Source organism: Pseudomonas sp. EA_35y_Pfl2_R111 (assembly GCF_963970955.1).
Lineage (GTDB): Bacteria > Pseudomonadota > Gammaproteobacteria > Pseudomonadales > Pseudomonadaceae > Aquipseudomonas.
The window spans coordinates 19,562-39,209 of record NZ_CAXAOM010000003.1 but is presented as its reverse complement, the minus strand read 5'-3'; the positions used below and the strand labels follow the sequence as shown (position 1 = coordinate 39,209).

The following is a 19,648-nucleotide window of genomic DNA, read 5'->3' as shown; positions in this document are numbered from 1 at the left end:
TATCATGCGCGCACTCAATAGCCTGTTGCTGGCCAGCCTGCTGGCATTCACCACCCTGGTCGCTCACGCCGAAGATCCAGTTTCGGCCGACCCGGATGTGACCATTCGCCAGGACGGCGACCGCACCATCCATGAATACCGGGTCAACGGTTTTCTCTACGCGGTCAAGGTAATCCCCAAAGGCGGCAAACCGTACTTCCTGGTACGTGCCGATGGCAGCGATGGCAACTTCGTCCGTTCGGACAGCCCGGATATGTTGATTCCGGCCTGGGAAATTTTCAGCTGGTAAGAAGGCAGTTCTGCAATGTCTGTGTTTACCCCGCTTGAGCGCCACGAGCTCGAGGCGTTTCTCGCCCCCTATGGCCTGGGTCGCTTGCGCGATTTTCAGGGCATTGCCGCGGGCAGCGAGAACAGTAATTTCTTCGTCAGCCTGGAGCAGGGCGAGTTCGTTCTGACCCTGATCGAGCGTGGCCCAAGCGCCGACTTGCCGTTCTTTATAGAACTGCTCGACGTGCTGCACGACGCCGGCCTGCCAGTGCCTTATGCCCTGCGTACGGGCAGCGGCGAGGCGTTGCGCAGCCTGGCGGAAAAGCCGGCGCTGTTGCAGCCGCGCCTGGCCGGCAAGCATGTGCACGACGCCAATGCGCATCACTGCCAGGAAGTCGGCGCACTGCTGGCGCGCATTCACCTGGCTACGCGCAATCAGCCGCTGCCACGCAAGAGTGATCGCGGCCTGGACTGGATGCTGGCTGAAGGGCCGAGCCTGGCCTTGCAGCTGCCTGATCAACAGCTGCCGCTGCTGCGCGATGCGCTGGCGGAGATCCACGCACTCAGGCCGCGTATCCTCGCCTTGCCGCAGGCCAATCTGCATGCCGACCTGTTCCGCGACAACGTGCTGTTCGACGGCAACCATCTGGCCGGGGTGATCGATTTCTACAACGCTTGCTCGGGGCCGATGCTCTATGACCTGGCGATCGCCCTGAATGACTGGTGCTCGTTTGCCGACGGCAGCCTCGATAGCAAACGCGCACAAGCGCTGCTCGGGGCCTATGCCGGCCTGCGGCCATTCACCGCAGCAGAAGCTGAGCTGTGGCCGGCCATGCTGCGCATCGCCTGCGTGCGCTTCTGGCTGTCACGCCTGATTGCCGCGGAATCCTTCGCTGGCCAGGAGGTGCTGATCCACGATCCAGGCGAATTCCAGCGCCGCTTGGCACAGCGCCAGCAGGTGGATCTAGCGCTGCCGTTCGCCTTCTAGAACCTGTCTACGATCTGCTGCGCGTCGGCCCTGCTGCGTTAAAAACAGGCTCGGAATGCTCATGTACAGCTCGTACACTCCGCCTCCTCGCCGTTTTGACCAGCCGGAGGCTGTTACTACGTAGCGCCTTGCATGGCTCTAGCTCGCGAGATCGTAGGCAGATTCTTAGCCCCGAGCCCTGACTACAGCGCCTCGAGACACCCTGCCAATTCGCCCGCCATGTTTTCCAGCAGAGCTTCATAGCCCTTTGCATCCACTGGCAATGCGCCGCCCATGGCGTCCAGCTCGGCTAAGGTGACAGGCAGGCCGGCGGTCAGGGTTTGCGCCAGGCGCGGGCGGAACGGCGGTTCGCTGAACACACAACTCGGCCCCGCTTGCTGCAAGCGCTCGCGCATGGCGGCAACGTGCTGGGCGCCAGGCTGCACTTCACCGAGCACGCTAAACACCCCGGCGTGCTTAAGGCCATAGGCGGCCTCGAAATAGTCATAAGCTTCGTGGAAAACGAAGTAGGGCTTGCCGGCCAGGCCGCTCAAGCGGGTTTTCAGACGCTGATCCAAAGCATCCAGACGCTGGCCGAACGCCTTGGCATTGGCCTGATAACGCGCGGCATTGGCCGGATCAGCTTGCGCCAGGTCGGTGGCGATCTTGCCGGCAATCACTCGGGCATTGGCTGGCAGCAGCCAGAGATGCGCATCCAGGCTGCCGGGGCGATGGGCGTGGTCATGCTGGTCGGCGGCGTGATCTGCGTGATCATCCTGATGCTCGGCGTGCTGCCCTCCGCTATCGCCAAAATGCCGTAGGGATATACCTGGCACATCCTGCACGGCCACGCTTGGCTTATCCCGGCCGGCTAGCACGCGTGGCAGAAAGCTCTCAAGGTCCGCGCCAACCCAATACAGCAGGTCAGCATCACGCACGCTGCGCACATCGGAGGGGCGCAGCGCGTAGTGGTGCGGTGAAGCGCCCGGCGGCAGCAGTACATCGGGCTGGCCGACTCCGTCCTGCACGGCAGCGGCAATCAGCTGCAGCGGCTTGATGCTAGTCAGCACCCGCAGCTGGGTTTGAGACTGGGCCTGGGCCACAAAACTCAGGGATAAAGTGATCAACAGCAGACTCAAAACCGGAAAAAGACGTAACACGGGGAACACTCAAGCGGGAAGGAACGGGTAATATAATAACGTCTCTCACCTTATTCGTCGTTGCCCATGACTCAAGCGCCGCTGGCTTCACGCCCACACGACCATTCTCACTGCGTCACTCATGCCCTCGCAGAGGCGGAAAGCATCTGCGCGCGCCAGGGGTTACGCCTGACCACTCTGCGCAAGCGCGTGCTGGAGCTGGTCTGGGCCAGTCACAAGCCGCTAGGGGCTTATGACATCCTCGGCGTGCTGAGCGATGAAGATGGCCGTCGCGCCGCGCCACCGACGGTGTACCGCGCCCTGGATTTCCTCTTGGAAAACGGCCTGGTGCACCGCATCGCCTCACTCAACGCCTTTGTCGGCTGCAGTCATCCGGAACACGCTCACCAGGGCCAGTTCCTCATTTGCCGTGGCTGCCATGCGGCCATCGAGCTCGAACAGGCCGCGATCAGCAATGCCATCATCAACAGTGCGGCCGGGGTTGGCTTCGCCGTGGAAAGCCAGACGGTAGAAGTGGTAGGCCTTTGCGCAGGCTGCCGGGAGACCGCATGAGCGACGCCCTGATCCGCCTGACCGGCGTGGGCGTGACCTTCGCCGGACAACGCGTGCTCGATGATGTGCAGCTGAGCGTAAAGCCTGGGGAAATCGTCACCCTGATCGGCCCCAACGGCGCCGGTAAGACCACCCTGGTGCGCGCCGTGCTCGGCCTGCTCAAACCCGACACCGGTAGCGTCTGGCGCAAGCCCAAACTGCGCGTCGGCTATATGCCGCAAAAGCTGCATGTCGATGCCACCCTGCCGCTCTCGGTGTTGCGATTTCTGCGGTTGGTACCGGGCGTCACACGCGCCGATGTGCAGGCAGCGCTGGCCGAAGTGGGTGCCGAACAGGTGATCGACAGCCCGCTGCAAAGCATTTCCGGGGGCGAGCTGCAGCGCGTGCTGCTGGCCCGCGCCCTGCTGCGAAAACCGGAGCTGCTGGTGCTGGATGAGCCGGTGCAGGGCGTCGATGTCGCCGGCCAGGCGGAGCTGTACCGGCTGATTACCCAACTACGCGACCGCCATGGCTGCGGCGTGCTTATGGTGTCCCACGACTTGCATTTGGTGATGAGCACCACCGACCAGGTGGTCTGCCTCAATCGTCATGTCTGCTGTTCCGGCCATCCGGAGCAGGTCAGTTTCGATCCGGCCTTTGTCGAGCTATTCGGCGAGGATGCCAAGAGCCTGGCCGTCTACACCCATCACCATGACCATGAGCACGACCTGCACGGCGCGGTGGTCACTGAAACGCCAGCGGGTCTAAGCATCAAAGGCCCGGTAAAACCGCATATCCACGGAGATGGCTGCAAGCATGGCTGATTTTCTGCTCAATGCCCTGCTCGCCGGCCTGGCCCTGGCGCTGGTCGCCGGCCCGCTGGGCTCCTTTGTGGTGTGGCGGCGCATGGCCTATTTCGGCGACACCCTGTCACATGCCGCGCTGCTCGGCGTCGCCCTCGGCCTGATGCTCGACGTCAGCCCGACCTTGGCGGTAACTGTCGGCTGCGTGCTACTGGCGGTACTGCTGGTCACCCTGCAAAGCCGCCAGCCGCTCGCCTCCGACACCCTGCTCGGCATCCTCGCCCACAGCACCCTGTCGCTGGGTCTGGTGGTGCTGAGCTTTATGCAGGATGTGCGCATCGACCTGATGGGCTATTTGTTCGGCGATTTGCTGGCCGTCGGCCCGACCGACCTGGCCTGGATTATCGGCGGCAGCGCGCTGGTGCTGATGCTGCTGGCGCTGCTGTGGCGGCCGCTGCTGGCGATTACCGTGCACGAGGAGCTGGCCAAGGTTGAAGGCCTGCCCGTGGCAGCGATTCGTCTGAGCCTGATGCTGCTGATCGCGGTGGTGATCGCCGTGGCGATGAAGATTGTCGGCGTGCTGCTGATCACCTCGCTGCTGATCATTCCCGCCGCCGCCGCCCAGCGCCATGCGCGCACGCCAGAGCAGATGGCCCTCGGCGCCAGCCTGCTGGGGATTGTCGCGGTGTGCAGCGGGCTCAGCCTGTCGTGGTTTCAGGACACTCCGGCCGGCCCATCCATCGTGGTCAGCGCCGCATCACTGTTTTTACTGAGCTTTGCCCTACCACGGCGCACCGCCTGAAATATGCGCTTAAACGACTTCTCGTAGGGTGGGTTAGGCGCTTGTTACCAGCTGGATGGCCTGGGCGATTTGCCTTGCGCCGTAACCCACCATCGGAGCAACACGGAAGATCGCCCGGCGGGTTACGCGACGCGCCGGAGGGGCAGTGCCAGGAAGTACGAGCATGGCGTCGCTAACCCACCCTAAGGTGAGCCTGCTACGGCGCACGGGCCGAAAGATTGGTTGTGACCGACAGCGCAGTGTAAACTTGCGCGTTTTTTGCACAATTCGAGACGCGCAGTAATGAAATCGTTCGTTTTCCGTGGATTCCCCCTGATTCTGGTTCTGCTGCTGGCCGGCTGCCAAAGCGCGCCACAGCAGCCGGCCAACCTGCCGGTGGACGACCTGGTCAGCGCCTTTCGCCAACTCGACCAGAGCCTCGCCAGCGGCGACCTGAGCGGCGCCGAAAACCAGCTCGTTAGCCTGCAGCAACGCGCCGCCGGTGATACGCGTCTGGAGCAATACCAGCGCCAGCTCGCCGAAGCGCATTTGCGACAAGGCCAGAAAGCCCTGCAAGCCGGCGATCTGGACAACGCCACCAAAGCCCTGAGCCGCGCGCGCAGTCTGATGCCGCAAGCACCGGCGCTGACCACCGGCTTGGATGGTGCTATCGCCCAGGCCCGTGAAGCCGAACTGGCCGCCGCCGCACAACAGCGCCGCTCTGCTGAGCAGGCCGACGCCCGGGCCGAAGCCGCGCGTATAGAGCAGGCACGCCAGCTGCGTCTGGCTGCCGAACGCCAGGCTGCTGCGATCCAGGCCACTCAGCTGCCGAATACCCCGCCAGCCGAAGCGCCCGCACCGGCCAAGCCGAAGGCCCGGCTGATCGACCCAGCAGCTGCCAGCAGCGTGATCGCCCTGCCGATGCTCGACAACCAGGACAACGAGCGCCTGCGCAGCCTGCTCGACGGGGTTGCGGCGGATATGGTCGCGTTCAATTGCGCAGTGCGCATCGAAGTACGCCAGGCCAAGGATTTCCCCTGGGTTGCCTCCTTGCTCAATGCGCGGATCAAACGCATTGACCCAAGTTTCAGCCCGCGCATGAGCCAGGTGATCAAACCCGCTCAGGTACCGCAGCTGGTGCTCACGCCCAAGCGCTGATGCGGCTGGGGCAGCATAACGACCGGGCTTGCCCGGTCGTTTGCATTGGCGCTGGCTACACTGCCCAGAGCAGCCAGTCACTTAATGCAATTTAGCTATAACCATAGGTCTACAAAGATTTTTGCGACCTAAACAGCGCCGGGTAGACTAGCCGCCGTTTCGGCCTACCCGGCAGCCCGAAAAACCCAAAAGGTTTATCCCGTGATCAATTTTCACCAGGTCCACAAGGCGTATCGCGTCAGTGGTCAGGACATCCCCGCGTTGCAACCGAGCGATCTGCAGATTGCCCGGGGCGAAGTGTTCGGCATCATCGGTCACTCCGGGGCCGGCAAAAGCACCCTGCTGCGTCTGATCAACCGCCTGGAACAGCCTTCCGGCGGGCGTATCGAGATCGACGGCGAAGACGTCACCGCACTCGACGCCAGCGGCTTGCGGCGTTTCCGCCAACAGGTCGGGATGATCTTCCAGCACTTCAATCTGCTGTCTTCCAAGACCGTTGCCGACAACGTCGCTCTGCCGCTCAAATTGGCGGGCGAGTTGCCGCGCAGCGCCATCAACGCCCGCGTTGCCGAGCTATTGGCGCGGGTCGGCCTGCAGGATCACGCCAATAAGTACCCGGCACAGCTTTCCGGCGGGCAGAAACAGCGCGTCGGCATTGCCCGCGCCCTGGCCACCGAACCGAAGATTCTGCTGTGCGACGAGGCCACCAGCGCCCTCGACCCGCAGACCACCGCCTCGGTATTGCAGCTGCTGGCCGAGATCAATCGCGAGCTGAACCTGACCATCGTGCTGATCACTCACGAGATGGATGTGATCCGTCGCGTGTGTGACCGCGTTGCCGTCATGGATGCCGGCGTTATCGTCGAATCCGGCCCGGTGGCCGAAGTGTTTCTGCACCCGCAGCACACCACCACCAAGCGCTTTGTGCAGGAAGCCGAGCAGATCGACGAGAACGAACAGCGTGACGATTTCGCCCATGTCGCCGGGCGTATCCTGCGCCTGACCTTCCAGGGCGAGGCCACCTACGCGCCGCTGCTGAGCACCGTGGCCCGCGAAACCGGGGTGGATTACAGCATCCTCGCCGGGCGTATCGACCGCATCAAGGACACCCCCTACGGCCAGCTAACCCTGGCCCTGACCGGCGGCGATCTCGACGCCGCGCTGGCGCGTTTCGAAGCCGCCGACGTCCATCTGGAGGTGCTGCGCTAATGGAAGCCTTACTGACTCGCCTGCTACCCAACGTTGATTGGGCGGAAATCGGCTACGCCAGCCTGGACACCCTGAGCATGCTCGGCGGCTCCATGCTGTTTACCGTGCTGCTCGGCCTGCCGCTGGGTGTGCTGCTATTCCTGACCAGCCCCCGGCAGATGTTCGAGCAGAAGGCCTTCTACGGCTTCCTGTCGCTGCTGGTAAATATCCTGCGCTCGGTGCCGTTCGTGATCCTGCTGATCGTGATGATTCCCTTCACAGTGATCGTCACCGGCACCTCGCTGGGCGTCGCCGGCGCCATCCCGCCACTGGTAGTCGGGGCCACGCCGTTCTTCGCACGCCTGGTGGAAACCGCGCTGCGTGAAGTCGACCGCGGCATTATCGAAGCGACCCAGGCGATGGGCGCAACCACCCGGCAGATCGTGGTCAACGCGCTGCTGCCCGAGGCGTTGCCCGGCATCATCGCCGCGATCACCGTGACCGCGATTACCCTGGTGTCCTACACCGCCATGAGCGGCCTGATTGGCGGCGGCGGCCTCGGCGACCTGGCGGTGCGTTACGGTTATCAGCGTTATCAGCCAGACGTGATGGCAGTGACGGTGATCCTGTTGCTGGTGCTGGTACAGATCCTACAAACCGTCGGCGACAAGCTGGTGGTGCACTTTTCCAGAAAATAGCGTGCCCCACGGGGCGCACAAGACAGCGGGATACCGGTTACCTGCCGGCCTCCGCACACATCCCACAAGGAGCTTTACGATGAAAAAACTGATCGCTGCATTTGCTGCCCTGGCAGCCTTTTCTGCCCAGGCCGAAAGCCTGAGCGTCGCGGCCACTGCCGTACCGCACGCGGAAATCCTCGAGTTCGTTAAGCCGGCCCTGGCCAAAGAAGGCGTTGAGCTGAACATCAAGGTCTTCACCGACTACGTGCAGCCGAACGTACAGGTCGCCGAGCAGCGCCTGGATGCCAACTTCTTCCAGCACCAGCCATACCTGGATGAATTCAACAAGAGCCGCGGCACCGAACTGGTCAGCGTTGCCGGCGTACACGTCGAGCCCTTCGGCGCCTACTCCAGCCAGCACAAAACCCTGGCCGACCTGCCGCAAGGCGCCAACGTGGTGATCCCTAACGACGCCACCAATGGCGGCCGTGCCCTGCTGCTGCTGCAAAAGGCTGGCCTCATCACCCTCAAGCCGGAAGCCGGTATCCTCGCCACGCCAAAAGACATCGTCGAGAACCCGAAAACCATCAAGGTGCGTGAACTGGAAGCGGCCACCCTGCCGCGCGTGCTGACCCAGGTTGACCTGGCACTGATCAACACCAACTACGCCCTGGAGGCCAAGCTCAACCCGACCAAGGATGCGCTGATCATCGAAGGTAACGACTCGCCGTACGTCAACATCTTGGTTGCGCGTGCCGACAACAAGGACAACGCGGCCCTGCAGAAACTGGCCAAGGCGCTGAACAGCGCCGAAGTGAAAGCCTTTATCGCTGAGAAGTACCAGGGCGCCGTAGTTCCGGCGTTCTAAGAACCTGCCTCGGGTCTGCTGCGCGTCGGCCAAACTGCGTTGAAAACGGCTTCGGAATGCTCATTTACAGCTCGTAAACTGCGCTTCCTCAACCGTTTTCGCCTTGTTTGGCTCTAGCTCGCTAGCTCCGAAACAGATTCTATGCACCGCCGTTATCTGCACCCTCTGACAAACCCCGCCCTGTGCGGGGTTTGTCGTTTAAGGCGGCTTCGCGCAGGCACTCCAGCAGGCAGTCCAGAGCCGGCTGACGCTGAGCTCGACGCAATATCGCCACCAGCTCGCGGTGAAAAGTCAGTTCGCCCAGCTCGATCACCCGCAACTGCGTCGGCCGCTGCAGCCACAGGCCCGCACGCGGAATCAGCGACACACCAAGCCCGCACTCGACCATCCGCACGATGGCCTCCAGCTCATCCAGCTCCAGCGCTTCCTGCACAGTCAGGCGCTGCTCGCGGAGAAACTGATTGACCCGCCGGCCACCGAACGAGCGTCGGTCGTAACGCACGAACGGCTGCTCGGCGAGGATCTGCAGCGGATCATCCGCCGTCACGCCGAGCGGGGTGATCAGCACAAACGGCTCGCGCGCCAGGCTGATCTGCAGCAGCTCCTTGGGCAGCTCGAAGGGCGGCTTGATCAGCAGCGCCAGATCCAACTCACCAGCATCTATTTGGCTCAGCAGGTTCAGCGATACGCCTGGCACCAGCTTCAGCTCGACCCGTGGGGCCGCAGCGCGAAAACGCGGCAAGGCTTCGGGTAGCAGGCCGGTCTGCAGCGTGGCAATTGCGCCGACCTTGAGCTCGCCCTGCCACTCGGCTGCGCTGGTCGGCAAGGCCATCTGTGCATACAGTCCGAGCATCTGTTCCGCCAGCGGCAAAGCGTGCCGACCGGCAGCGTTGAGCACCGCCGAACGCCCGCTGCGCTCGAACAGTCTCACACCCAGGCCCTGCTCCAGCACACGCATTTGTGCGCTCACTGCCGATTGAGTCAGACCAACCTGCTGGCCGGCCGCAGCGAAGGTGCCATGCCGCGCCACCGCCACAAAGGTTTTCAATTCGCGCAGCATCGACGCCTCGACTGATCAATTTTGTTTGTGCTTGCGAGCAATGATATTTGCTTTTAATCAGAATCGCTGTTGCTGAGAATCAGCAGACCGCCCTTTCAAGGAATCTCAGCATGGCTCTCGCACCCTTTCACCTGGCTATTCCCGTCTACGACCTGGCTGCCGCACGGCATTTCTATGGCGAGGTATTCGGCTGTGCCGAAGGCCGCAGCAGCGACCACTGGGTGGATTTCGACTTCTTCGGCCATCAACTGGTGATCCATCAGGCGCCGAAGATGGCCTATCAGGAAGCAGCGCACAGCAACCCTGTGGACGGTCACGACGTGCCGGTGCCGCATTTCGGTGTGGTGTTGGGCTGGGAGGATTGGCAAACGCTGGCGGCGCGACTACAGGCCAAAGGCACGCAATTTGTGATCGAACCCTATGTGCGCTTCGCCGGCCAGGTCGGTGAGCAGGCCACGTTGTTCCTGCTCGACCCATGCGGCAACGCCCTGGAGTTCAAGGCGTTTAAGGACATCAGCCAGCTATTCGCCAAATAGTGCCTTATGAACGATCAAGCAGGCCGGGCAGCTGCGCGGCCAACTTGGCGTTGTTGATCGGCGCGCGGATAAAGCCGCGCTGCTTGCCATCCGGGCCGATGATTACCAAGTTGCCGCTATGGTCGACGGTGTAGTTTTCCTTGCTGGTATCAGCCGGGATAAACGGAATGCTGACGCCGTTGGCGAGCTTCTGCAGAGTCGCCTGCTCGCCGGTCAGGCCGATAAAACCGGCATCGAAATAGTCCAGGTACTTCTTCAACTGCTCCGGCGTATCGCGGTTCGGATCCACCGTAACCAGCACGATGCGCAACTTGGCCAGGGTTTCCGGCGGTAGCTGGCCCTGCAATTGACGCAGCTGGGCGAGGGTGGCGGGGCAGATATCCGGGCAGAAGGTGTAACCGAAAAACAGCAGGCTCCACTGATCCTTGAGCTGATCGACAGCAACTGCCTGGCCGTCCTGATTGGTCAGACTCAACTCTGGCAGGCTGCGGCTCTGTGGCAACAGAACGATGCCGGCATCCAGTAGAACGGTGGGATCACCCTGACCCTTGCTGGTCAGCACCTTATTGACGGTCAGGCCCAGCACCAGGGCGACAATGGCAACGAGAACAAAAACGGTGATCTGGGTTCGGGACATGGCACCAACGATTACAGGTTTAACAGCAGATAGTGGTCGACCAGCAGGGCGATAAACAGCGCGAAAAGATACCAGATGCTGTATTTGAAGGTGTTGATCGCGGCATGCGGTTTGCTGTCACGGTACAGCACCACCGCCCAGTGCAGGAAGCGCCCGCCCAGCAGCACGGCGCAGGCGAGATAGAGCAGCCCGCTCATATGGATGGCATAGGGCAGCAGGGTCACCGCAAACATCACCAGGGTGTACAGCAGGATATGCACCTTGGTGTAGTGCTCGCCGTGGGTCACCGGCAGCATGGGGATATCGGCTTTGGCGTATTCCTCTTTGCGGTGGATGGCCAGAGCCCAGAAGTGCGGCGGTGTCCAGGCGAAAATGATCAGCACCAGCAGCAACGGCTCGGCGCTGATATGCCCGGTCACGGCCACCCAGCCAAGCAGAGGCGGCGCGGCGCCGGCCAGACCACCGATGACGATATTTTGCGGCGTAGCGCGCTTGAGAAAGCCGGTGTAAAGCACCGCGTAACCGAGCAAGGAGGCCAGGGTCAGCCAGGCCGCCAGCTCGTTGGTAAAGGTCAGCAGCAGCGCCATCCCAGCTACCGCTAGCAATAAGGCAAACCCCAGCGCGGCAGTCGGCGAGATGCGCCCCGAAGTGACCGGACGCTTGAGCGTGCGCGCCATTATCGAGTCGATGCGCCGATCGACCACATGGTTGACCGCCGCCGCCGCGCCAGCGCACAGGCCGATACCGAGATTACCGAAGATCAGCACTTGCCAGGCCACGCCCGCACGGGTGGCGAGAAACATGCCGACCAAGGAGGTGATCAGCATCAGCACCACCACCTTGGGCTTGGTCAGCTCCAGGTAGTCGCGCCAGCTGACGTGGGCTTGCTGTTCGCGCGCTAGAGTAGCCATAGGGTCTCTCCTCGATTGTTCTAGTTATTTGCCGGGCAGCGCAGCGAAACCAGCCTGCGCGCTCGTCGTTTGGGATGCCCGCGCTAAGCTGCTACGCAGCCGGTAATTGATCAGCACTAAAGTCAGCAACAGAGCCGCACCGCCGAGGTTGTGCGCCACCGCCACCAGCAGTGGCAGATGAAACACCACGTTGCTGATACCCAGGCTGATCTGCACCGCCAACGCCAGCACCAGCAGCCCGGCCAACCGCGCCAGGCCATGGCGCTTCAGTTGCCAAGCCAACAGCAGCAACACCAGGGTCACCAGCAGCGCGCCAATACGGTGGGTCATATGAATGGCGGTGCGCGCGTCGCTATCCAGCTGGCCGCCGAGGTAATTGGGGCCGATATACTGGGTCAAGTGAAACCCGTTGGCGAAATCCATCGCCGGCCACCACTCACCATGGCAGGTCGGCAGATCGACGCAGGCAACCGCCGCGTAGTTGCTGCTGACCCAGCCGCCCAAGGCAATCTGGCCAATTACCAGCAACAGACCGGCAGCAGCCAGGCCACGCAACGTTGCGGATAACGCCGGCAATAAAGCCAACCGGCCGGATAAGCGCAGGGTCAATAAGAACAGCAGGCTGAGCGTGGCAAAGCCGCCAAGCAGGTGCGCTGTCACCACCTGCGGCCAGAGTTTCAGCGTCACCGTCCACATACCGAAAGCCGCCTGCAATGTCACCAAACCGAGCAACAGCAGGGGCAGTTTGAGCGGCTGATTCGCCTCACCACGGCGGCGCAGCGCTTGTACCGCCAGGCCAAGAATCACCAGCCCCAGAGCACCGGCAAAATAGCGGTGGATCATTTCGTACCAGCCCTTGGCGACTTCGACCGGCGCTTCAGGAAAACGCGCTTCGGCCAGGGTCTGCTTATGCTCGCTCATCGGCACACCAATAAAGCCGTAGCAGCCAGGCCAGTCCGGGCAACCCAGGCCGGCATGGGTCAAGCGGGTATAGGCACCGAGTAACACCACAACGACCGCCAGCACGGTGGCGAACAGGGCAAAACGGTAACCAGGCTTGCTCATCTTTTCTCCTTAGGTAGACCTTTGAAAACCCTAGCCAGCGAAGGTTCGACAAATACAACACCCTGGGGAAACAACCGCCGAAGGCAAACATGCAGATCCGCTTAGCACGTGAAATCTACGAGCGTTAGAAAAGCAGCCCGAGCCTGATTCCAGCGCGGGATAACAACGTGTATTAGTCCTCTAAGGGTCTATCAACCAATTTGCGAGATTTTCAGCAGATGCCGTAGATCATTGAGAATCGACTTGCCCTTGCTGGTGGCGTCATACCGCAGCACCAGGTTGCCGCGCGGGTCGACGATCCACAGCTGCGCACCGGGGGCGTTGCCGGCGGTTTTGCCGTAGGCATCCAGCTGCAACTGATAGCGCGCCAGCTGCGGATATTCGCGGCGCAGTTGGGCGTCATAGTCGTCCGCAATAGGCAGGGCACTGGCCAGGCCATGGGCAGCGCGGGCGACATCACGATTTAGGCCGATATGTACCTGGCGAGCGAGAAAAACCAGCTCCTTGCAGGCGGCATCACAAACATCCGGCACGGTTACTAGCAACTGCCAACGCTGCTCGTCGGCACCCACGACACCAAGATCGGCGCGAGTCTGCCCGGTGCCGATCAGTTCGCCGTGGTAGCTACGGGTTTCTGGTACCCAGAAACGCCACTGGTACATGGCACTGGCAAGGATCATCGGGCCGATTACCACGGCCAGAATCAGGATCAGTTGCAGCCGCCCGCGGCGCCGCTGTTCAGGCGACACTTCAGGCAGGGCGATGGCTGGGTTCATGGCGAGTCTCCCGCGCGTTAGATAGACCTAAATAGATAAACAGGCAGAGCAAGGCCGCCGCCAGGGCGAACCATTGCACGGCATAACCAAGGTGTTTGTCGGGGCTCATGGCGATAATCGGCCAATCGCTCTGAAATGACGCGGGGCCCGGCTCGAGGCGCACTTCATAGCTCAGGCCGCCACGCCCCAGCTGCTGCCACAGAGCATCCGGCTTCACTTCGTTGACCAGCCGCGGCCAGCCGATTGCCGGCGCCACTGCCTGCAACTTAAAGGGCTCGCCCAGCGGCACATACACCGTGGCCTGCAGGCGCAGCGGCGTATCCGGGGTAGCGAAGGTGGGGCTAATACGCCGATCTGGCCAGTGTAACCAGCCGCGATTGAGCAGCAGCCAAAGACCGCTGGCTTGATCATAAAAAGGTTGCAGCACCTCTACACCGACCTTGCCGTCGCGGGTGCGGTTGTCTAGCAGCAGGGTATGCCCCGCATCGAAATAACCCTGCAACTGCACACGCTGGTAAGCCGGGTTGGAATGCCGCTCCAGCTCAGCGATGCTGATGGGAGCAGCCAATTGCTGAGCTTGGTGTGCGGCCAACAGCTCGCGCTTTTCTTCGGCCCGCTCCAGCTGCCAGAAGCCCAGCGCGATCAGGCAAGGAAACAGCAGCAGCACCAGAACGCTGGGCAGCCAGCCAGGACGGAAGGCACTCATTGCGACCGCCCTAATGCCCTGAACAAGCTGGCTATACTGCAGCTGAAACACATTTCCCTTCCCCCGAAGTTCCGCTTGGGAGTCACGCATGCTTAAAGCCGCGATCGTCCTGTTACTACTGGCTACTCTGGTCAGCCTGTTCAGTGGCCTGTTCTTTTTGGTTAAGGACGAAGGTAAAACCTCCCGTGTGGTCAACGCGCTGACTGTGCGCGTGACCCTCACCGCGCTGACCGTCGCCCTTATTGCCTGGGGCTTTTACAGTGGCCAACTGATCTCACACGTAACCTGGTAAGTCTCGTCACAGCACATAAACGAAGACAAACAGGCCAATCCACACTACATCAACAAAATGCCAATACCAGGCCGCCGCCTCGAAGCCGAAGTGCTGCTCGGGGCTGAAATGCCCGCGAACAACCCGAATCAACATGATGCTCAGCATCAGCGCGCCCAAGGTCACGTGAGCACCGTGAAAGCCGGTGAGCATAAAGAAGGTCGCGCCGTAGATGCCCGAGCCCAGGGTCAGGCCAAGTTCGGTGTAGGCGTGGATATATTCTTCGACCTGCAGCACCAGAAAGGCGAGGCCAAGAATCACCGTCAGCGCTAGCCACAGGGTCAGCGGCTTGCGGTGATTCTTACGTAGCGCATGGTGGGCAAAGGTCAGAGTAAAGCTGGAAGTGACCAGCAGAATGGTATTGATCAGCGGCAAACCCCAGGCGCTGATAGTGCCACTGGGTGCCGGATAGAGTTTTGGATCCGGCGTGTTGAGCATCGGCCAGGTGTATTCGAAACCGGGCCAGAGCATGTTGGAGATACCTTTATCGCCCTCGCCGCCCAACCAGGGACCGGCCCAGTAACGGACGTAGAAGAGCACGCCGAAGAAAGCGGCGAAGAACATCACTTCGGAGAAAATAAACCAGCTCATGCCCCAACGAAACGAACGGTCCATTTGTGGGCTATAAAGGCCGGAACGACTTTCTTTAATCACGTTACCAAACCAGCCAAACAGCATGTAAGCGAGGAACAGCCCGCCGATAAAGAAAATCAGCGGGCCGTTGGAGTCGGCCCGATCGGCCTTCATATCGTTGAACCAGGTACCGACTCCGTACACCGAAAACAGCATGCCGAGGGTGGCGATGATCGGCCACTTGCTCTGCGCCGGGACGTAGTAGTTTTGATGATTCTCGTGACTCGACATTGTTGTTCTCCTTATGGCGTCGCCCGGGCAAGGGGCGCCTGTGCCACCGGCGGCTTGCGCGCGGTGATATCGAACAAGGTGTAGGCCAGCGTCAGGTGCCGAACATCTGCCGGCAAATCCCGGTCGACGATGAAACGCACCGGCATTTCGATACGCTCGCCCGGCTGCAATACCTGCTGGGTAAAGCAAAAGCATTCGGTTTTGTGAAAGTAGGCAGCCGCCTTGGAGGGCGCGACACTGGGAATCGCCTGGGCGGTCATTGGTTTGTCCGTAGGGTTGTGAGCCACGAACAGCATCTCGTTGCTCGCACCAGGCTGCACCGTCAGCTCATCGGCCGTCGGGCCGAACTCCCAGACCATGCCAGCCGAATTGGTCGCAAGAAACTGCACCCGCACCTGGCGCGATTCATCAGTGCTTTGCAACCCGGCCTCATAGGCACCGGCGGTTTTACCGTTGATGCCGAAGGCCTGGCACATCACGTCATAGATCGGCACCAGGGCGAAGCCAAAGCCGAACATGCCAACCACCACCAGTGACAGGCGGATAACCAGGCGGCGGGTCGACAGGGCTTCGCTCATCGCTCGGCTCCCTATTTCACTTCAGGCGGCGTGGTGAAGGTGTGATACGGAGCTGGCGACGGCACGGTCCACTCCAACCCTTCGGCACCGTCCCAAGGCTTGGCCGCTGCCGGTTTGCCGCCACGGATGCACTTGATGACGATAAACAGGAACAACAGCTGAGTCGCGCCGAACATAAAGGCGCCGATGCTCGACACCATGTTGAAGTTGGCGAACATCATGTTGTAGTCCGGGATACGCCGCGGCATGCCGGCCAGGCCGACGAAGTGCATCGGGAAGAACGCCATGTTCATACCGATAAAGCTCATCCAGAAATGCAGCTTGCCGAGGGTTTCGTCATACATATGCCCGGTCCACTTCGGCAGCCAGTAATAAGCCGAGGCGAAGATGCCGAAGATTGCCCCAGGCACCAGAACGTAGTGGAAGTGCGCCACCACGAAGTAGGTGTCGTGATACTGGAAATCCGCCGGAGCGATGGCCAGCATCAGGCCGGAGAAACCGCCGATGGTGAACAGGATGACGAAGGCCACCGAGAACAGCATCGGCGTTTCGAAGGTCATCGAACCACGCCACATGGTGCTGGCCCAGTTGAACACCTTCACCCCAGTCGGCACGGCGATCAGCATTGTCGCGTACATAAAGAACAGCTCGCCGGTCAGCGGGATACCGACGGTAAACATGTGGTGCGCCCAGACGATAAACGACAGAAAGGCGATCGACGCAGTGGCGTAAACCATCGAGGTGTAGCCAAATAGCGGCTTACGGGCGAAGGCCGGGATGATCGCACTGACCGCGCCGAACGCCGGCAGGATCATGATGTACACCTCGGGGTGGCCGAAGAACCAGAACACGTGCTGGAACAGCACCGGGTCACCGCCACCGGCAGCACTGAAGAAGCTGGTGCCGAAGTGGATATCCATCAGCATCATGGTCACGCAACCCGCCAGCACCGGCATTACCGCGATCAGCAGGAACGCGGTGATCAGCCAGGTCCAGACGAACAGCGGCATCTTCATCAGGGTCATGCCGGGGGCGCGTAAGTTGAGGATGGTGGCGACTACGTTGATCGCCCCCATGATCGAACTGATGCCCATCAGGTGCACGGCGAAGATAAAGAAGGTCACCGATTCCGGCGCGTAGGTGGTCGACAGCGGCGCATAGAAGGTCCAACCGAAGTTGGGTCCGCCGCCCTCCATAAACAAGGTGCTGATCAACATGCCGAACGCAGCAGGCAGCAACCAGAAGCTGAAGTTGTTCATGCGCGGCAAGGCCATATCCGGCGCGCCGACCATCAGCGGAATCATCCAGTTGGCCAGACCGACGAAGGCCGGCATCACCGCGCCGAACACCATGATCAGACCGTGCATGGTGGTCATCTGGTTGAAGAATTCCGGCTGCACAATTTGCAGACCCGGCTGGAACAACTCGGCGCGAATCACCATGGCCATGCTGCCGCCAAGCAGGAACATGGCGAAGCTGAACCACAGGTACATGGTGCCGATGTCTTTGTGGTTGGTGGTCAGTACCCAGCGCATCAGGCCCTTGGCGGGGCCATGGTGATGGTCGTGCCCGGCATGACCATGCGTGTCGATCACTGCACTCATGTCCTTACTCCTGAGCCTTCTTGAACTCTAGAATGTCCTTGGGCGTGACCACGTCACCGACGTTATTGCCCCAGGCATTGCGTTCGTAGGTGATGATCGCGGCGATATCGACTTCCGACAGTTGCTTGCCGAAGGCGGCCATGGAAGTTCCCGGCTTGCCGTTGACCACGATATTGATGTGCCCTTTAGCTTCACCCTTGGCGATGGCCGAACCTTTCAGCGCCGGGAACATCGGCGGCAGCCCTTCACCCGTTGGCTGGTGACAGGATGCGCAATTGGTCTGATAGGACTTCTCGCCACGGGCCATCAGCTCGTCCATGGTCCACTCTTTACTGGTCAGTTCTTTTTCGGCGGCTGCCAGTTGTTTGCGCTCGGCGAGCCAGGCGGCGTAGTCCTCTTTTGACTTGGCCTCGACCACCACCGGCATAAAGCCATGATCCTTGCCGCACAGTTCGGTGCACTGGCCACGGTAGATGCCGGGCTCGTCGATGCGCGTCCAGGATTCATTGATAAACCCGGGGATGGCGTCTTTCTTCACCGCCAGGGCCGGCACCCACCAAGAGTGAATGACATCGGCGGCAGTGATCAGAAAGCGCACTTTAGTGCCGACCGGCACCACCAGCGGCTCATCGACCTCCAGCAAGTAATGCTCGCCCTTGGTGGCCTTGTTGTTGATCTGATCTTGCGGCGTGGTTAGGTTGCTGAAGAACTCGACGTCCTCGCCCAGGTATTTGTAGTGCCATTTCCACTGATAGCCGGTGACCTGGATATCCAGCTCAGATTCGGTGCTGTCGTAGATATCTATCAGCGTTTTGGTTGCCGGAATGGCCATGCCCACCAGGATCACCAGCGGTACGACTGTCCAGAGAATCTCGACCGTGGTGCTTTCATGGAAGTGCGCCGGCTGCTGGCCGGTGGAGCGGCGGTGCACGAGCATCGACCAGAACATCGCGCCGAACACGATCACGCCGATCACGACGCAGATCCAGAAGATGGTCATGTGCAAATCAAATACTGAGCGGCTGACCTCGGTGGCACCCGGCGCCATATTGACGCCCCAGCTGGCGTGTGCCGAGCTGAATACCAACCACAACAGGAGGCCCATCCAGACTCGTGGATGTCGCATCATTGCGGGTTCCCCTTAATTTTTCTTGTTATCCCGCCGAATCGCTTAGTGGCTAAGACTTCGCACATTTCACGGTGAAAATGCCTGCGAAGACTGTCCATGCCGCAGCCGATTCGGAGCTATCAGGTACTGCCTTTCGAATTCGAGTATAGACACGGACTTGCACCTGGCAATGCGAAAACCGAAATGAGCAACAGACTGCAAGGCACGCGCTAGAGACCGCGGCTGGCGCGGGATAGGCAGGGACGGCAAGTGCGGCATATAGCCGACTCGCATAACTGTTTAATAATTATGACAATCGGGTCTTAGCCGATGCGCTCAGCCAGCTAAGGTTCTCGCCCATGTCCTCATTTCAGGAGCAGTCATGAACATCGCCGCTTTGCACGCATTGATCCAGCGTGCGCACCAACACGAAGCCAGCACGGGTCACCTGGCCAGTCAGATGCAGGCTCATCTGGGCCAACTGCACCCGTCCATCCGTCTGCCTAATGAAGACACTCAAGGCGTCCTGCAGCGTTTTGTCAGCGCCTATATCGAGCAGGTACCCGAGCTATTGCAGGCGGCCCATCAGGTGTCGCAGGAAGCGGGGATCGAGGCGCAGATCAAGCCGGTGCTGAAGGTCGCCGAGCAATTCTTTCTGCAACCGCCAGCACTGATGGCCGGCCATGAAGGGCTGGAGGGGCTACTCGACGAGGCCTATCTGGCCCATCGTCTGGTCGAAGAAGTGAATGATCGCTACATCGCTCACTTAGGCGCGCCGTTGATTCCACTGGATACCACGGTGGCCAATCTGATCGCTCACCAGCTGATCGGCGAGGCCTTCGCCAACCAGCTGGATGAGGCTGTGCATCATGCCGTCGATGGCATGCTCGACGATGCCAGCTTTGCCCAAGACTCGGTGCAGGTTTACCGCGAGCGCCTGAACAACCCGCAAACCGACGCGGCCTGGCAGCGCTGGCCATGCCTGTCGCGGCAGCTTGGGGTTGAGCTGCAGCTGGATGAAACCCGCGCGGCGGGTTAGCAGGCCTTGAACCTCGCGCGCGTTTGCCGA

At 61.1% G+C, this 19,648-nt stretch carries 23 protein-coding genes; 12 read left to right on the top strand and 11 right to left on the bottom strand.

What is annotated here, in order from left to right:
- The first annotated feature begins 4 nt into the window (after positions 1-4).
- Both AACY25_RS13135 and AACY25_RS13130 read left to right on the top strand, forming a co-directional pair.
- On the top strand, positions 5-289 hold the full coding sequence (locus AACY25_RS13135) for a DUF2782 domain-containing protein (RefSeq protein ID WP_339525082.1): 285 nt from the start codon (positions 5-7) through the stop codon (positions 287-289).
- A gap of 15 nt (positions 290-304) precedes the next feature.
- A complete protein-coding gene (locus AACY25_RS13130; protein WP_339525081.1) occupies positions 305-1,255 on the top strand; it encodes a homoserine kinase in 951 nt (316 codons plus the stop codon).
- A gap of 182 nt (positions 1,256-1,437) precedes the next feature.
- On the opposite strand, the gene znuA is transcribed toward AACY25_RS13130, so the two are convergent.
- Positions 1,438-2,367, bottom strand: a complete 930-nt coding sequence (gene znuA, locus AACY25_RS13125; protein ID WP_445262155.1) for a zinc ABC transporter substrate-binding protein ZnuA — start codon at positions 2,365-2,367, stop codon at positions 1,438-1,440.
- Between the two features lie 93 nt (positions 2,368-2,460).
- Here znuA and AACY25_RS13120 point away from each other — a divergent pair, with 93 nt between their 5' ends.
- From AACY25_RS13120 to AACY25_RS13090, 7 genes are all read left to right on the top strand, one after another.
- Complete coding sequence (locus tag AACY25_RS13120; protein ID WP_339525080.1) at positions 2,461-2,946, top strand: Fur family transcriptional regulator; 486 nt, start codon at positions 2,461-2,463, stop codon at positions 2,944-2,946.
- Positions 2,943-3,749, top strand: coding sequence for a zinc ABC transporter ATP-binding protein ZnuC (znuC, locus tag AACY25_RS13115; RefSeq protein ID WP_339525078.1), 807 nt, complete (start codon positions 2,943-2,945; stop codon positions 3,747-3,749). The genes AACY25_RS13120 and znuC overlap by 4 nt, the downstream gene beginning before the upstream one ends.
- Positions 3,742-4,530: a zinc ABC transporter permease subunit ZnuB gene (gene znuB, locus AACY25_RS13110; protein WP_339525076.1), complete on the top strand. Its 789-nt coding sequence runs from the start codon at positions 3,742-3,744 to the stop codon at positions 4,528-4,530. Before znuC ends, znuB begins: the two co-directional genes overlap by 8 nt.
- 282 nt (positions 4,531-4,812) lie before the next feature.
- Entirely contained in the window at positions 4,813-5,667 is an 855-nt protein-coding gene (locus tag AACY25_RS13105) for a PA5502 family lipoprotein (RefSeq protein WP_339525074.1), read from the top strand.
- A 201-nt stretch (positions 5,668-5,868) separates the two neighbouring features.
- On the top strand, positions 5,869-6,876 hold the full coding sequence (locus AACY25_RS13100) for a methionine ABC transporter ATP-binding protein (RefSeq protein WP_339525072.1): 1,008 nt from the start codon (positions 5,869-5,871) through the stop codon (positions 6,874-6,876).
- Positions 6,876-7,553: a methionine ABC transporter permease gene (locus AACY25_RS13095; protein ID WP_090254404.1), complete on the top strand. Its 678-nt coding sequence runs from the start codon at positions 6,876-6,878 to the stop codon at positions 7,551-7,553. The genes AACY25_RS13100 and AACY25_RS13095 overlap by 1 nt, the downstream gene beginning before the upstream one ends.
- A 79-nt stretch (positions 7,554-7,632) precedes the next feature.
- Positions 7,633-8,403: a MetQ/NlpA family ABC transporter substrate-binding protein gene (locus AACY25_RS13090; RefSeq protein ID WP_090254402.1), complete on the top strand. Its 771-nt coding sequence runs from the start codon at positions 7,633-7,635 to the stop codon at positions 8,401-8,403.
- Positions 8,404-8,542: 139 nt separating this feature from the next.
- Here AACY25_RS13090 and AACY25_RS13085 read toward each other — a convergent pair whose 3' ends face one another.
- Complete coding sequence (locus AACY25_RS13085) at positions 8,543-9,463, bottom strand: LysR substrate-binding domain-containing protein (protein ID WP_339525069.1); 921 nt, start codon at positions 9,461-9,463, stop codon at positions 8,543-8,545.
- 110 nt (positions 9,464-9,573) lie between these two features.
- Here AACY25_RS13085 and AACY25_RS13080 point away from each other — a divergent pair, with 110 nt between their 5' ends.
- A complete protein-coding gene (locus tag AACY25_RS13080; RefSeq protein ID WP_339525068.1) occupies positions 9,574-9,999 on the top strand; it encodes a VOC family protein in 426 nt (141 codons plus the stop codon).
- A gap of 4 nt (positions 10,000-10,003) precedes the next feature.
- On the opposite strand, the gene AACY25_RS13075 is transcribed toward AACY25_RS13080, so the two are convergent.
- From AACY25_RS13075 to AACY25_RS13055, 5 genes are all read right to left on the bottom strand, one after another.
- Positions 10,004-10,636: an SCO family protein gene (locus AACY25_RS13075; protein ID WP_339525067.1), complete on the bottom strand. Its 633-nt coding sequence runs from the start codon at positions 10,634-10,636 to the stop codon at positions 10,004-10,006.
- A gap of 11 nt (positions 10,637-10,647) precedes the next feature.
- Positions 10,648-11,547: a heme o synthase gene (cyoE, locus tag AACY25_RS13070; protein WP_339525066.1), complete on the bottom strand. Its 900-nt coding sequence runs from the start codon at positions 11,545-11,547 to the stop codon at positions 10,648-10,650.
- 24 nt (positions 11,548-11,571) lie between these two features.
- A complete protein-coding gene (locus AACY25_RS13065; RefSeq protein ID WP_339525065.1) occupies positions 11,572-12,612 on the bottom strand; it encodes a COX15/CtaA family protein in 1,041 nt (346 codons plus the stop codon).
- A 191-nt stretch (positions 12,613-12,803) separates the two neighbouring features.
- Positions 12,804-13,388, bottom strand: a complete 585-nt coding sequence (locus AACY25_RS13060; protein WP_339525063.1) for a hypothetical protein — start codon at positions 13,386-13,388, stop codon at positions 12,804-12,806.
- On the bottom strand, positions 13,363-14,094 hold the full coding sequence (locus AACY25_RS13055) for an SURF1 family protein (RefSeq protein WP_339525061.1): 732 nt from the start codon (positions 14,092-14,094) through the stop codon (positions 13,363-13,365). Before AACY25_RS13055 ends, AACY25_RS13060 begins: the two co-directional genes overlap by 26 nt.
- An 88-nt stretch (positions 14,095-14,182) precedes the next feature.
- Here AACY25_RS13055 and AACY25_RS13050 point away from each other — a divergent pair, with 88 nt between their 5' ends.
- Positions 14,183-14,386, top strand: a complete 204-nt coding sequence (locus tag AACY25_RS13050) for a twin transmembrane helix small protein (RefSeq protein ID WP_339525059.1) — start codon at positions 14,183-14,185, stop codon at positions 14,384-14,386.
- A 6-nt stretch (positions 14,387-14,392) separates the two neighbouring features.
- Here the strand turns inward: AACY25_RS13050 and AACY25_RS13045 are convergent, their stop codons facing one another.
- From AACY25_RS13045 to coxB, 4 genes are read right to left on the bottom strand one after another with little or no spacing between them, the layout of a single operon-like run.
- Positions 14,393-15,289 carry a cytochrome c oxidase subunit 3 gene (locus tag AACY25_RS13045; RefSeq protein ID WP_339525057.1) on the bottom strand — a complete coding sequence of 299 codons (897 nt, stop codon included), beginning with the start codon at positions 15,287-15,289 and terminating at the stop codon, positions 14,393-14,395.
- A gap of 11 nt (positions 15,290-15,300) precedes the next feature.
- Positions 15,301-15,867 carry a cytochrome c oxidase assembly protein gene (locus tag AACY25_RS13040; RefSeq protein WP_339525054.1) on the bottom strand — a complete coding sequence of 189 codons (567 nt, stop codon included), beginning with the start codon at positions 15,865-15,867 and terminating at the stop codon, positions 15,301-15,303.
- An 11-nt stretch (positions 15,868-15,878) separates the two neighbouring features.
- Positions 15,879-17,471, bottom strand: a complete 1,593-nt coding sequence (ctaD, locus tag AACY25_RS13035; RefSeq protein WP_339409451.1) for a cytochrome c oxidase subunit I — start codon at positions 17,469-17,471, stop codon at positions 15,879-15,881.
- Between the two features lie 4 nt (positions 17,472-17,475).
- Entirely contained in the window at positions 17,476-18,600 is a 1,125-nt protein-coding gene (gene coxB / locus AACY25_RS13030; RefSeq protein ID WP_339525052.1) for a cytochrome c oxidase subunit II, read from the bottom strand.
- Between the two features lie 361 nt (positions 18,601-18,961).
- Between coxB and AACY25_RS13025 the strand changes: the two genes are divergently transcribed.
- Positions 18,962-19,618, top strand: a complete 657-nt coding sequence (locus AACY25_RS13025) for a hypothetical protein (protein ID WP_339525051.1) — start codon at positions 18,962-18,964, stop codon at positions 19,616-19,618.
- Positions 19,619-19,648 lie beyond the last annotated feature (30 nt).